This window comes from Catenuloplanes atrovinosus, from assembly GCF_031458235.1.
GTDB classification, from domain to species: Bacteria; Actinomycetota; Actinomycetes; order Mycobacteriales; family Micromonosporaceae; genus Catenuloplanes; species Catenuloplanes atrovinosus.
The window spans coordinates 7,757,555-7,770,722 of sequence record NZ_JAVDYB010000001.1; the positions used below are offsets into that span (position 1 = coordinate 7,757,555).

The 13,168-nt window shown below is 74.7% G+C and carries 9 protein-coding genes; 1 reads left to right on the forward strand and 8 read right to left on the reverse strand.

Going from position 1 to position 13,168, the window contains the following annotated elements:
* Positions 1-14: 14 nt before the first annotated feature.
* The 5 genes from J2S41_RS34540 to pdhA all read right to left on the reverse strand — a co-directional run bounded on the left by J2S41_RS34540 (position 15) and on the right by pdhA (position 7,373).
* On the reverse strand, positions 15-3,152 hold the full coding sequence (locus J2S41_RS34540; protein WP_310374342.1) for a hypothetical protein: 3,138 nt from the start codon (positions 3,150-3,152) through the stop codon (positions 15-17).
* A gap of 410 nt (positions 3,153-3,562) precedes the next feature.
* On the reverse strand, positions 3,563-3,700 hold the full coding sequence (locus tag J2S41_RS34545; RefSeq protein ID WP_310374344.1) for a hypothetical protein: 138 nt from the start codon (positions 3,698-3,700) through the stop codon (positions 3,563-3,565).
* 210 nt (positions 3,701-3,910) lie between these two features.
* Positions 3,911-5,275: a dihydrolipoamide acetyltransferase family protein gene (locus J2S41_RS34550; protein ID WP_310374345.1), complete on the reverse strand. Its 1,365-nt coding sequence runs from the start codon at positions 5,273-5,275 to the stop codon at positions 3,911-3,913.
* A gap of 8 nt (positions 5,276-5,283) precedes the next feature.
* Entirely contained in the window at positions 5,284-6,264 is a 981-nt protein-coding gene (locus J2S41_RS34555) for an alpha-ketoacid dehydrogenase subunit beta (protein ID WP_310374347.1), read from the reverse strand.
* A complete protein-coding gene (pdhA, locus tag J2S41_RS34560; RefSeq protein WP_310374349.1) occupies positions 6,264-7,373 on the reverse strand; it encodes a pyruvate dehydrogenase (acetyl-transferring) E1 component subunit alpha in 1,110 nt (369 codons plus the stop codon). The genes J2S41_RS34555 and pdhA overlap by 1 nt, the downstream gene beginning before the upstream one ends.
* 331 nt (positions 7,374-7,704) lie before the next feature.
* Here pdhA and J2S41_RS34565 point away from each other — a divergent pair, with 331 nt between their 5' ends.
* Positions 7,705-7,986 carry a hypothetical protein gene (locus J2S41_RS34565; RefSeq protein ID WP_310374351.1) on the forward strand — a complete coding sequence of 94 codons (282 nt, stop codon included), beginning with the start codon at positions 7,705-7,707 and terminating at the stop codon, positions 7,984-7,986.
* A gap of 344 nt (positions 7,987-8,330) precedes the next feature.
* On the opposite strand, the gene J2S41_RS34570 is transcribed toward J2S41_RS34565, so the two are convergent.
* Genes J2S41_RS34570 through J2S41_RS34580 form a run of 3 tightly spaced genes read right to left on the reverse strand, consistent with a single transcriptional unit; the run spans position 8,331 to position 12,911 of the window.
* The gene (locus J2S41_RS34570; protein ID WP_310374354.1) at positions 8,331-9,548 is read right to left on the reverse strand and encodes a hypothetical protein; all 1,218 of its coding nucleotides are present in this window, start codon (positions 9,546-9,548) and stop codon (positions 8,331-8,333) included.
* Between the two features lie 10 nt (positions 9,549-9,558).
* On the reverse strand, positions 9,559-11,268 hold the full coding sequence (locus tag J2S41_RS34575) for a GTPase (RefSeq protein ID WP_310376732.1): 1,710 nt from the start codon (positions 11,266-11,268) through the stop codon (positions 9,559-9,561).
* Between the two features lie 20 nt (positions 11,269-11,288).
* Positions 11,289-12,911, reverse strand: coding sequence for a GTPase family protein (locus tag J2S41_RS34580; RefSeq protein ID WP_374728299.1), 1,623 nt, complete (start codon positions 12,909-12,911; stop codon positions 11,289-11,291).
* Positions 12,912-13,168: the final 257 nt, after the last annotated feature.

The window sequence follows — 13,168 nt, forward strand, 5'->3', positions numbered from 1 at the left end:
TGTCGTGCGGTGGTTCAGCCGGTGGTGGTGGTCTGCCCCCCGGCGGGCGCGCCGCCGGCCGGGACGGCGGGCGACAGGCAGAGCACCTCGCCGGCGGTGTGGATCTCGATGAACGGCTGAGCCGGATCCGTGCACTGGTCCTTGGTCTGCGCCCGGGACACGACCGTGAACGCGCCCGGCTCCGAGCACCCGGCCGCGACGGGCTGGCTGCCGTTCTGCCGCACGCACTCGCCGACCGGCACGTCGAACGACGCCGCGGAGTCCTTGGACGACGACATCAGCCACACCAGCAGCAGCGGGACCACGACGAGCAGCGCGGCCACGACGACCACCGCGATGAGCACGCCGCCGTTACCGCCCTTCTTCGGCGGGGGCAGCGGGTCCTTCACCGGCTCCGGCTCCGCGGCCTTGAACTTGTCGAACGCGTCCTGGTCGGCGTCGTCGAAGCCGCGCGGCTGGTCGAACCCGCCCTGGCTGCCACCGAAGCCACCGGGGGCGCTGCCGAACACGGCCGTGTTGCTGCCGAACGACGGCGGACCGCCGGCACCCGGGCCGGACCCGAACGCCGAGTCGTCCTGCTGCGGCGGCATGCCGAACCCGTCGTGCTGCGACGGCGCGAAACCGTCGTGCTGCTGCGGCCCGCCGAAGCCCTCGTGCTGCTGGGGCGGCGGTCCGAAGCCCTCGTGCTGCTGCGGGGGCGTGCCGAAGGCCTCGTGCTGCTGGGGCGGCGGTCCGAAGCCCTCGTGCTGCTGCGGCGGCGCGCCGAAGCCGTCGTTGCGCGGGGGAGCGGCGGCGAAACCGGCGCTCGCGCCGGGCGCGCCCGGGTAGCCGTCGTCGTCGAAGCCGCGTCCGCCGCCCATCGAGCCGCGCGGGTCGACCGACCGGCCGTCGACGACCTGTCCCGGGTACGGCAGACCGCCGCCGACCGCGAAGTGCGGCGGCTGGGCCTCGGCCGGCGGCTCCTCCCGCTGCTGACCGTGCGCGAAGCCGTTGACCGGCCCGTGCTCCTGGTGCGGCTGAGCGAACGCGCCGGGGGCGCCGGGCGCGTTCGGCGCGTCGAATCCACCCCACGCGGGCGAGCCACCGGAAACCGGCGATCCGGAGATCGGGGAACCGGAGACCGGGGAACCGGAGATCGGCGTGCCACTGACCGGCGCGCGGGAGATGGGAGACGCCTCGTCCGGCTCCGGCGTGGCGGCCTTGCCGTACACCCGGGCCTGGCCCTTGCTCGCCGGGGGCGGCAGCGGCTGGTCCGGCGGCGGCGTGATCTTGCTGGCGGTCGGCACGGATGCGCTGCCCGCGACCGCGCGACCGGTGGCCGGCGCGTCGGCGGGCGGCTCCGTGGCGGGCGGCGGCGACGAGACCGGAGCGGAGGGCGGCGCGACCGACGCGCGCGCCACCCCGGCGGAGCCGCTGGCGGGCGGCCCGTACGGCGAGGCGGCCGGGAAGTCGGACGGCGTGCGCGGCTGCGGCACCTGCGCCGGGTCGTGCGACTGCTCCGCGGCGTACGACGGGCCGAAGTCGGGCTCGGACCCGAACCCGCCGGACTGCACCGCGAAGCGGCCGGACTCGCTCGCCGGGCCCTCCTCCGCCGCGGGGGTACCGTACGTGCCCGGCTGCGCCTGCCCGAAGCCACCGGACCCGGCGGACGGGACCTGCCCGAAGCCACCGGAGCCGCCGAAGCCACCCTGCTCGGCGGGCGCGGGCTGGGCCGGGGGCGTGCTCTCCCGGAAGCCACCTTCGGCCTCCCCGAACGAGCCGCGGCCGGCCGGCGCCGTGCCGAAGCCCTCGGCCGGGGCCTGCCCGAACCCGCTCGACGAGGACGGCGCCTGGCCGAAGGTGCCGGACGAGTTCGGGTTGTTGGCGCCGAAGCCGTTGAACGAGCCGCCGAACGAGGTCGGCATGGAGGTGCGCGAACTCTCCGGGTCGTCCGGCGGCGGGGTGGACGCGAAGCTCGCGCCCGGCACCCGGACCGGCGGATTCCACGGCTCGGGCTGCGGCTCCTCGGGCGCGGTGTCGACGCCCTGGTGACCGGCCGCGGCACCGCGCGTGAACGCGCCCGCGCCGAAGCCGGAGAAGCCGCCGGAGGCGTCCTCGGGCTGCTCGGCGGCCGGCGGCACCTGCGCGCGCCCGCCATCACCGGCGGCGCCACCGGCACCACCGGCGCCCCCGCGCCGGTTGGAGAGGTCGAACCCGCTGTACGTGCTCTCGGACGGCGGCTCGAACTGGCCCGGCGCACGCTGCGGCAGCCCGTGGCGGCCGGACGCATTCGGATCGGCCGGGAAGGAGCCGCTGCCGGAGACCGGCGCGTCCGAGGACGGCGTGGCGGGCGTGGCCGGGGCCCAGGCCTCCGGCGGCAGCCCGCTGCGCTCGTAGGCCGGCTGCTGCGCGGGCGCGTCGTAGTCGTAGGAGGGCTGCGCGGCGGCGGCGCCCCACGAAGGCTGGGCCGGCGCGGGCGGCTGGGCCGGGGCCGGCGGCTGCTCGGGTGTGGCGTCCCACGGCGAGGTGCCGGGCTGCTGCTGGCGGGCGGACTGGTCGGCGCCCGGGTAGGCGGAGCCCTTCCAGTGCTGGGTGGCCTCCGCGTACGACTCGCCCTCGTCGTTCCCCTCGGACCGGCTGTACGGGTTGTACGGCGCCGGCTCCGCGCCGAAGGTGGCGGGCGGGGGCGGCGGCACCGAGGCCGCGCCGGAGACGGTGGCCCGGCCGCCGAAGCCGGGAGTGGAGCCGCCGCCGAACGTGCGTGGCTGCTCGGCCGACGGGTCCGGCGCGGCCGGCGCCCATCGGGACTGCGCGGGCGCGGACGACTCGGCCGAGGGCCCCCAGTTCGGCGGGGACGGCGCCGCGGGCGGCTCCGGCGTCACGCTGGGTGACCATGAGGTCTGGCTCGGCCACTCGTTCGCACCGCTGTCGGGGGCGGCCTCCGGACGCGCGGCGGGTGCGGCCGGCCACCGGGGAACGCCGGCGGACGCGATGCCGCGCTGGGGCATGCCGGGCGCCTGCGCGGCACCGGCCGCGGGCTGCTGCGGCGGCACGTTGCCCCCGGAACGGTACGGGTTGAAGCTCTCGGCGCCCTCCGGCGGCGGTGTGCCACCGGTGCCCGGCGCCGCCTCGACCGGCTCGTCGCCGGCCTTGTGCAGGCCCTCGGACGTCATCTGCGCCTCCTCCATCGCGTGTCGGCCGGGTCCGCCTGGCCAGGGCCTCGGCTGTGCCGAGCAGCAGATCAGAGACCTTGTCGCCGGCAGCCGGTGGTCGCCCGCCGGGCCGCCCGGCCCGGTCGGCGACCACGTGGCCCGTGGTCTTACCGGTCGGGTCGCGCCCCCGGTCCCGGTGCCTCCCGCCGGTGGGTGCCGGAGGGGCGGACACGTGGGTGGCCGTGGTGTGGCGACCGAGCCCAACCGTACCGGGCGCCATAGCAGGTCGGAAATACGGACCCGGATACGCGACGGCCCGCCGGGGCGGTTCGCGCCGACATTTCAGGCGCGTTCACCCGGCGGGCCGAGGGGTTCCGTGTTACCCGGGCCGTGGGTACGGCCACGCGGGTCAACTCAGTGAGGTTGGTGGGTTACCCGTAGTGACGCTGAGCGATGGCGAGGATCTCCTCGCGCAGCGCTGGGGTGTTGGCGGAGCGCAGCGCGCGCTCGATCGCGCGGTTCCGACGGGCGGTCTCGCGCGCGGCCCGGATCCGGCTGATCATGCTCATGACTTTCATCACTCCTGGTGGTCCGACCGGTCGCATCCGATCTGGTAACCCCAGTGAAACATAAGATCGGCTTCTGATGCCAACGATTATGAGGTGATCGCAGCCACTTGCCTAAGGATCGTCGGGAAGAGATGAGATGGCCAGAAGAAAAACCGTGCCCCCACCGGATGGCCGGTGGGGGCACGGTCGATGAACGTCGCGCGGCGGAGATCAGCTCCAGGCCAGCAGCGCGGCCTCCGGGTCGGCGAGGAAGCGGCCGACGTCGGCCAGGAACCGCGAGCCGAGCTCGCCGTCGATGATCCGATGGTCGAACGAGAGGCTGAGCGTGGTGACCTGCCGCGGCTTGACCTTGCCCTTGTGCACCCAGGGCGTCTCGCGCACCGCGCCGAACGCCAGGATCGCGGACTCCCCGGGCGGCAGGATCGGCGTGCCCGCGTCCACGCCGAACACCCCGACGTTCGTGATCGTGAACGTGCCGCCGGACATGTCCGAGGGCGTGGTCTTGCCCGCGCGAGCGGTCCTGACCAGCTCGTTCAGCTCGTAGGCCAGCCGGCGCATCGGCAGCCGGCCCGCGTCCTTGATGTTCGGCACGAGCAGGCCGCGGTCGGTGGCGGCCGCGATGCCGAGGTTCACGTAGTCCTTCACCACGATCTCGTCGCCGGCCCACGTGGAGTTGACCATCGGGTGCCGGCCGATCGCCAGCAGCACCGCCTTCGCCACCAGCAGCAGCGGGGAGACGCGCACGTCCCGCCACTCACGCTGCTCGCGCAGCCGGTCCAGCGCGCGCATGCCGCGGGTCACGTCGACGGTCAGGAACTCCGTCACGTGCGGCGCGGTGAACGCGGACGCCACCATGTTGGCCGCGGTCAGCTTTCGGACACCCTTCACCGGAATCCGCTGTTCGCGTGATGCGTCAAATCGGACATCCGGCCGAGTGGGTGCCACGGCCGCCTCGAGCGCGCCCTGCACGTCCGCGCGGGTGATCGAGCCGAGCGGGCCGGTGCCGGTCAGTGCGCGCAGGTCCACGCCCAGATCGCGGGCGAGCTTGCGCACCGGCGGCTTGGCCAGCACCGGACCCGCGTGCACGACACCGTTCGCCGGAGCCGGAGCCGGAGCCGGAGCCGGAGCCGGAGCGGGCTCCGGCCGTACCGCCGCGGGAGTGGCCGTGGGCGCCGGGACGGTGGCCGGCGGCGGAGAGCGGCGGGGACGGCGGGTGGCCGCGGTGGTGCGCGGGCCATAACCCACCAGCACGGGGGTACGACCGGCGGCCGCACCCCGCTCGGCGGGCTGCTCCGCCGCGGCGGCCGGCTCCGGCAGGTCACCGGCGGCCGGGTCGGTGTCGATCGCGATGATCGCGGTGCCGACCTCGACGACCGCGCCCTCCTCGCAGAACAGCGCGGTGACCCGCCCCGCCCACTTCGCCGGGATCTCCACGGCCGCCTTCGCGGTCTCCACCTCGACGATCGGCTGATTCAGCTCGACGTCGTCACCGACCGCGACCAGCCACTTGAGGATCTCACCCTCGGTGAGCCCCTCGCCGAGGTCCGGCAGGTCGAACTGCTTGATCCGAGTCATCGGGCCCCTCACCAGCCGTAGGTGCGGTCGACGGCGTCGAGCACCCGGTCCAGGTCGGGCAGATACTCCTCCTCGACGCGGGCCGCTGGGTACGGGGTGTCGAAGCCCGTGACCCGCAGCACCGGCGACTCCAGCGAGTAGAAGCACTCCTCGGTGACCCGGGCCGCGACCTCCGCGCCGAGACCCACGTTGGACGGCGCCTCGTGCACCACCACGCACCGGCCGGTGCGGCGGACCGACTCGTAGACCGGGCCGAGGTCCAGCGGCGACAGGCTGCGCAGGTCGATCACCTCGAGCTGCCGCCCGTCCTCCGCGGCCGCGGTGGCGGCGTCGAGCGCGGTGCGGACCATCGGGCCGTACGCCACCACGGTCGCGTCCGTGCCGGGCCGGGCGACCCGGGCGGCGTGCAGCGGATAGGCCTCCGCCTCCGTGTCCACCTCGCCCTTCTCCCAGTAGCGGCGCTTCGGCTCCAGGAACACGATCGGGTCGTCGGACGCGATCGCCTGCTGGATCATCGTGTAGCCGTCGGACGGGTTGGAGCAGGTGACGACCTTGAGGCCGGGGGTGTGCGCGAAGTACGCCTCGGGCGACTCGGAGTGGTGCTCGACCGCGCCGATGCCGCCGCCGAACGGGATGCGGATCACGATCGGCAGCCGCACCATGCCGCGCGAGCGGTAGTGCATCTTCGCCACCTGGCTGACTATCTGGTCGTACGCCGGGTAGACGAAGCCGTCGAACTGGATCTCGCAAACCGGGCGGTAGCCGCGCAGCGCCAGGCCGATCGCGGTGCCGATGATCCCGGACTCGGCCAGCGGCGTGTCGATCACACGGTCCTCGCCGAAGTCCTTCTGCAGCCCGTCCGTGATCCGGAAGACGCCGCCGAGCTTGCCGACGTCCTCGCCCATGATGACGACCTTGGCATCCCGCTCCAGCGAGCGCCGGAGGCCGGCGTTCAGCGCCTTGCCGAGGGTCAGAACCTCTGCGGCCATCAGTGTGCGCTCCCCTCGAAGGACTTCCGGTACGCCTCGAACCGTTCACGCTCGTCGTCGAGGAGTGGTGAGCCATGAGGGTAGACGTTTTGGAAGATCGACTCGGGTGCGGGATCGGGCATCGTGAGCACCCGCTCACGGAGCCGTACCGCCTGGTCTTTCGCCTGCTCATCGACGTCGGCGAAGAAGCTCTCGTCCGCGATCCGCTGCTTGCCGAGGAACGCGGCCAGGCGTGCGATCGGGTCGCGGGCGCGCCACGCCTCCGCCTCCGCGGCCGGGCGGTACCGGCTCGGGTCGTCCGACGTGGTGTGCGCGCCCATCCGGTACGTGTACGCCTCGATCAGCGTGGGCCCCTGGCCGCCGCGCGCGTGGTCCAGAGCGTGCCGGGTGACCGCGTACGTGGCCAGCACGTCGTTGCCGTCGACGCGCACACCGGGGAAGCCGAAGCCGGCCGCGCGCCGGTAGAGCGGCACCCGGGTCTGCCGCTCGATCGGCTCGGAGATCGCGTACTGGTTGTTCTGGCAGAAGAAGACCACCGGGGCGGTGTAGACCGCGGACCAGATGAACGCCTCGTTCACGTCGCCCTGTGAGGTGGCGCCGTCGCCGAAGTAGGCGATCACCGCCTCGCCGTCGTCGCCGCCGACCTTGCCGTCCTTGGCGATGCCCATCGCGTATCCGGTCGCGTGCAGCGTCTGGGCACCGATGACGATCGTGTACATCCCGAAGCGGAACTCGTTCGGATCCCAGGCGCCCTGGTCGACGCCGCGGAACAGGCTGAGCGGCATGATCGGGTCGATCCCGCGGCAGTAGAGCACGCCGTGCTCGCGGTACGTCGGGAAGACCATGTCCTGCGGGCGCAGCGCGCGGCCGGACCCGACCTGCGCCGCCTCCTGCCCGAGCAGGCTCGCCCAGATGCCCAGCTCGCCCTGGCGTTGCAGCGCCGTCGCCTCCGCGTCCAGCCGCCGGACCGTCACCAGGTCGCGGTAGAGCCCGCGGTACTCCTCGTCCGTGAGCTCGACGGAGTACTCCACGCCGTCCGGCCCGACGGCCCGGTCGATGCGCTCGCCGTCGGGGGTCAGGAGCTGGACGAGTGCGTCTTCCCGTTCCATAACGCCTCCCTGTCGTCGGGGCGCGGCGGGGGTGACCCTGCGGCGCGCCGCTCGATCCACTCCCCGGCGGGCCGCCGCTGGAGCGGTTTCCCTGGTCACGCCTAGCCCGGGTGGGGCTTGCCGCGTGGTCCGAGGGGGCGCCGGTGAGGTGCTGGCCGGCTGGCTCCATCCTCGCAAGAAGGTGAGCTGGATTACAGATCTCCAGCACGGGCAAAATGTCGCCGGTGTTTCGGACGGCCATCCCGAACACGGATCTTTGGCACTAATCGTGCCCATCTGACGAACTCGGCGTTACTACTGCGGAACCGAGCGTGATGCAGGGAGTGACGGGATGCTGCCGGTGCCCTTACGGCCGACCCGGCCCGGACGCCACCGCGCGCCCGGCCTCACCGGCTCGCCACGGCGCTTCGCCGCCATCGTCGCGCTGCTGGTCACGCTCGCCTCCTTGCCGGTGCTGGCCGTCCTCAACGCGGGCGCGACCTCGCTCGCCCGCACCTCCGCCGTACCCCCGGGCCCGGCCGTGCCGTTCCTGCCGCCGCCGTCACCGGCGCCGGTGGTGCTCGGCCCGCCGGTGGTCGTCCTGGTGCCGTACCGGCTGCGCGACGGTGGCTAGCAGGGCTTTTTGATCTTCCCGCTTCCGGCGTGGTCGCGGTCCGCATGCTCCCGCGGGCACCGGTCGTCGCCGGCGCTCCTCCCTGCCGGTCCCGCGGTGGCCAACTCCCGAACCGGCGGCTCGCACGGGTGTCGGTGGCTTCGAGGGCGGATGGGGCTGCGGTCCGGTATCCCGCCGCACTCGCCTGAGTGGTCGATCAGGAACTTCGGGGCACGGCGGCGGAGTCCGCCCGGTCGGCGCAACACCGAGGCGCTCTCATCGTGAGATTCCGGGCACGGAGTGCCCGCGGGACCGGGCGGAAGCAGAGGACCGAGACCCGCATGCCGCAGGCTTCCCCCGGGGGTCTAGTCCTCGGCGGGGGGCTGGCGGCGGGCCTCCAGCCAGGCTTCCAGGGCGTCCGGGTCCTGAGGGTCGACGCCCTCCGCCAGCAGCTGAGCCACCGCGGCCGTCGCGGGACTGCGTTGTTCGCCGGTGGTGTAGAGGCGGACGAACTCCGGGATCAGGTCCTCCAGCTGGGCGATCGACGCGGAGACCGCGGGGTCCGGGAGGTCGCGGCGGCGGTGGGCGTAGGCCGCCCAGGCGCGCACCACGCGGGGCAGCATCGCGGCGTCGTCGACGTCGAGGACCGCGCGGCGGTGCACCCAGTCGAGCAGGAAGAAGCCGGCGACGGCGGGGCTCCAGCGCAGCGGGTCGGCGTCCGGCAGCGTGGCCGCGTGGTCCAGCACCAGGCCCACGCCGAAGTGCAGCGAGGAGCGCTCCGCCTCCGTCTCGACCAGGTCGAGCTGCTGCGACTCCGCCTCGGGGGAGCGCAGGAAGTCGGCGATCAGCGCGGAGCGGGCGCCGTCCGCCATCGGCGCGGGAATGGGCATCGCGACCGAGTCGCCGGGCAGCAGCGCCAGCCGGGCGCCGGCCAGCGCGCGGTCCGTGGCCAGCGACGACGCGGCCGGCAGGCTGGACAGCTCGTCCGTGATCGCCAGGTGCCGGACCACCTGCTCGCGCAGCCGCTCCGGCGCCTCGTCGCGGAACCAGGTCAGCTCGTCCGTGGCGCACAGCGCCCGGACCTGCGCGACGATCTTCTCCGCCGAGCCGCTGACGAAGACGTCCTTCGCGATGCCGATGTTGTGGTCGACCAGCGCGACCACCGCGTGCTCCGGCCCGCCCAGCGCCTCGTCGTCGTAGGCGAACGCCGCGATGTACGTGGTCTGGTCGCCGTAGACGTCCCCGTACGCCCAGGTGCCGGTGCACCGGACGCGGCCGAGCAGCGACGCCCAGGCGGGCGCGCCCGCGCCGGGCCGCACCGCGGACGCGCCGATCGCGTCCGGGACCAGCGCCGCGAAGACCTGGCGGATCACCGTGTCGGCCGGGGCCGTCCGGTCCGCGGTGGCGGCCAGGAAGTCGCCGGTGAACGCGCGCACCGCGTCCGCCCGGGCCTCCTCCGCCAGCTCGTAGAAGCTGCCCAGCAGCGCGGTGCCGAGCAGCTCGGCGTCGTAGGCGCAGTCGAGCTTGACGACGTCGCGGGCGGCCTCGAGCACGGCGTCGTGCGGCGTCCGGGGTGCGGGCATGGGTCCGAGCCTACGCGTGATCGGAGCGGGCGAGAGCCATGGCCTCGCGAGCCCGTGCGTACGACTGCAGGACCTCCCGCACCGGCGACACCACCTGCCGTCGCGCCACGGTGGTGACCTCGGCGCGGAGCCTCCGGTCGGCGCGGTTGCGGGCGCGCCGGGCCGCGATCGCGATCACCGGGCGGGCGAGCAGCGCCAGCAGTGCACCGGCCAGCAGCCCGCCGAGGAACAGCACGGTGGGCAGCGGCGTGACGCCGACGTCCGGGTAGTCGAGCGCGGGCAGGCCGAGCGCGCGGATCGCGTACCCGGTGATCAGCCAGCCCAGGCCGATGCCGGCGGCCAGCGTGACCAGCCACTGCGTGAAGGCGGTGAGCCGCCACCAGAACGGCGTGCGCATGCCGAGGTCGGTGCCGGCCACGGCGGTGTCCAGCGCGTCGGGCACGTCGTCCAGGCGGGAGCGGGCCGCGTCCACCACGCCCGGCCGCCACGGTTCCGGCAGCGCGGCGGCGGCCCGGTCCGCGACCTGCCGGACCGCGAGCTTGACCGCGGCGCGCTGCGCGGCGTCCGGGTCCGGCACCGAGGTGGCCGGCAGCGGCCGGGTGATCGCCGTGTCGTCCGGGCCGGGGTCGGTGAGCCCGTCCAGCAGCCCGTCGGACGGGCCGGCGGAGGGCAGGTCCAGGTGCAGACGGCGCAGCGGGTCCGGGCGCAGCCGGCGCAGGCCGCGCAGCAGCGGCCAGCCGGTCATCCCGATCGCGCGGTGCCGGTACGCCCGCTCGGTCGCCTCCACCACCGCGGGTACGCCGGCCATCACCGCGAACGCGTCGACCAGCGAGGCCACCGCGGCACGGTCCACCACGTCCTCCGCCACGGCCGGCCCGACGAGTTCGCCGAGCCGGTCCGCGGTAGCGTCCACGTCCGCGGAGAGCCGCAGCAGCGCGGCCTGGCGCTCCGCCACCGTGCGCTCCAGCAGCCCGCGCAGCGGCGTCAGCGCGGGCGCGTGCAGCGCGGACGTGGCCACCACCGGCACGTCCGGCAGTCCGTCCTCGACCAGCAACCGGCGCAGGTCGGTGACGACGGCGCCCTGCTCGTCCGCGGTCAGCCGGTCGGCCTGGTTGAGCACGACCACGGTCACGCCGGCGTGCGTGCGCAGCTTCCGCAGGTACGTCTCGTGCACGGTCCGGTCCGCGTACTTCTGTGGGTCGACCACCCAGACGATCAGGTCGACCAGCCCGAGCAGCCGGTCCACCTCGGTGGCGTGCGCGCGGCGTACCGAGTCGAAGTCCGGCAGGTCGAGCAGGACCAGGCCGCGCAGTGAGCTCTGGTCGTCGCCGTCCAGCGGGCTCTCCCGGACGAACCGGTGCCGCGGCAGCACGCCGACCCAGTCGAGCAGCGCGTTCGCCCCCTCCAGCGAGCCCCAGACGCAGGCGTGCGCGGCGCCGGTGGTCGGCCGGCGCATGCCCACCGGCGACAGCACGAAGCCGGCCAGCGCGTTGAACAGGCTGGACTTGCCGCTGCCGGTGCTGCCGGCCAGCGCCACCACGGTGTGCTCGCGGGACAGCGCCAGCCGCGCGTCCGCGCGCTCGACCACGGTGTGCGCGCCGGCCAGACGTTCCTGCGGGAGCAGGCCGTCGACCGCGCGCAAAAACCGGCGCAGCGACTCCACCCGGCGCAGCAGGCTGTCCGCGTCCAGCGTGCGGGACGGCGCCAGCGCGTCGCGCATCCGCGCGACCAGGCCGCCGCTCACGGCGTCACCAGCGCGGCGCGCGCCCGGGCGGACTCCACGTGCAGCGCCGCGTCGCGCAGCCGGGCGGCGGAGTCGGGGACCGCCTCCACCAGCGTGGTGAACCGCGCGGACTCCTCGGCCAGCAGCGCGGCGACGCGGTCCAGCAGGTCGGCGCGGGCCTTGGCGGCGAGAGTGCGGATCGCCTGGTCGCCGAAGATCGCCTCCAGCACCTTCTGGGCCGCGACCGTGGTGCCGCCCGCGACCGCGACCTCGGCGCCGGTGGGGATGAACGCGGTGGACGCGAAGACCACCACCATCACCAGCAGGCCGGTGGCGTTGACCGCGTACGCGGTGCCGCGCGCGAGCGCCCGCTTGTCGCCGGCCTCCGCGCGGACCATCTCCAGCACGTGCCGCTGCCAGTCGCGGATCAGCCGTTCCGCGCGGTCCGGCAGGTCGGGCCCGGCCCGGCCGAGTGGTGGGGAGAGCAGCGCGGCGCCGGCCGGATGTGCCTGCCAGCCGGTGTACGCGGACTCGGCGGCCTCGTCGGCCGCGCCCCGGATCAGCGTGACCAGGTTGCCCTCGATCGCCGACCGCAGCGCGTGCCCGGGCGCGGGCCGGCCGGTCAGCGTGGCGACCACCCGGTCCCGGAGCCGGCCGATCTGCGCCTCCAGCGTTCGCATCAGCTCTCCCGTACCGACGAACTCCTGCCAGCGGGCCAGCACCTCGCCCCGCAGCAGCCGGCCGTCCGCGACGCCGTGTGCGACCGCCCGGTTGGCGTTGCGGTACGCGTTGTCCACCCGCTCGGCCAGCGTCTCCGCGGCCGACACCTGCTCCTCGGCGGCCTCGGCCAGCGACGCGGTGGTGGGCGCGAGCGCGGCCAGCGCGCCGTCCAGCGTGCGGCGGACCACGTCGGCCCGGGTTTCCGCGTCCGCGGCCAGGTAGCCGATCCAGGCGCTGAGGTCGCCGAGCGCGGTCGGTGGCAGCAGCCCGTCCGCGGTCAGCCGGGTCTCCGGCACGATGAACAGCGGCGCGGCGCCCAGCCCGTTCTCCCGGAGCATCTCGGCGAGGTGGGCGGCGACCTCCTCGGCCGCCTCCGGTGGGACCCGGTCCAGCACCATCGCGATCACGGTGCCGCGCTGCCGGGCGGTGCGCAGCAGGCCCCAGGGGACCGCGTCCGCGTACCGCGCGGCGGTGGTGACGAAGACCCAGAGGTCCGCGGCCGCGAGCAGCTGTCCGGCGAGCGCGCGGTTCGCGTCCACCACGGAGTCGATGTCCGGTGCGTCCAGCAGCGCGAGCCCGGGGGCGAGCGTCGGCACGCCGACCAGTTGCAGGCTCTTCGGGTCGGTGCTCGGCTCGTCGGTGCGGGTGAGCCCGGGCAGCAGCTCGCCGCGGCGGAACCACTCGAGGTCGGCCGGGTTCGCGGCCAGCAGCGGCGCGCGGGTGGTGGGCCGGAGCACCCCGGCCGCGCTCACCTTCGCCGCGACCAGGCTGTTGACCAGCGTGGACTTGCCGGCGCCGGTGGAGCCGCCGACCACGGCCAGCAGCGGCGCGTCCAGCCGGGCGAGCCGGGGGATGAGGTAGTCGTCGAGTTGGGTGACGAGCGCCGTACCGGCCTGCCTGGCATCCGCCGCGGACGGCATGACCAGCGGGTACGACGTGCCGGCGACCACCGAGCGCAGGTGGTCGAGCGCCTCGGCCAGCGAGGCGGGGGTGAGCTCACCGCGAGTCTGCACAGTTCTCCCCGGAGACACGGTCACGCTCCCCGCGAGCGCCCGGCCAGAGTAATAAGGGTGCCCGATCGGTGGGTTCGGAGGTACCCCTCAGTTACGGCGGATAAACTTGCGCGTGACGCGCTCAACTCTGCACTTGACGGTTTTCCTGATCGTGGCAGTATTGA

Coding starts and splice junctions, on each gene's coding strand:
- J2S41_RS34540 (WP_310374342.1), bottom strand. CDS start 3,152: ATGACGTCCGAGGGCCTGCACAAGGCCGGCGACGAGCCGGTCGAGGCG.
- J2S41_RS34545 (WP_310374344.1), bottom strand. CDS start 3,700: ATGAGCATGATCAGCCGGATCCGGGCCGCGCGCGAGACCGCCCGTCGG.
- J2S41_RS34550 (WP_310374345.1), bottom strand. CDS start 5,275: ATGACTCGGATCAAGCAGTTCGACCTGCCGGACCTCGGCGAGGGGCTC.
- J2S41_RS34555 (WP_310374347.1), bottom strand. CDS start 6,264: ATGGCCGCAGAGGTTCTGACCCTCGGCAAGGCGCTGAACGCCGGCCTC.
- pdhA (WP_310374349.1), bottom strand. CDS start 7,373: ATGGAACGGGAAGACGCACTCGTCCAGCTCCTGACCCCCGACGGCGAG.
- J2S41_RS34565 (WP_310374351.1), top strand. CDS start 7,705: ATGCTGCCGGTGCCCTTACGGCCGACCCGGCCCGGACGCCACCGCGCG.
- J2S41_RS34570 (WP_310374354.1), bottom strand. CDS start 9,548: ATGCCCGCACCCCGGACGCCGCACGACGCCGTGCTCGAGGCCGCCCGC.
- J2S41_RS34575 (WP_310376732.1), bottom strand. CDS start 11,268: ATGCGCGACGCGCTGGCGCCGTCCCGCACGCTGGACGCGGACAGCCTG.
- J2S41_RS34580 (WP_374728299.1), bottom strand. CDS start 12,911: ATGCCGTCCGCGGCGGATGCCAGGCAGGCCGGTACGGCGCTCGTCACC.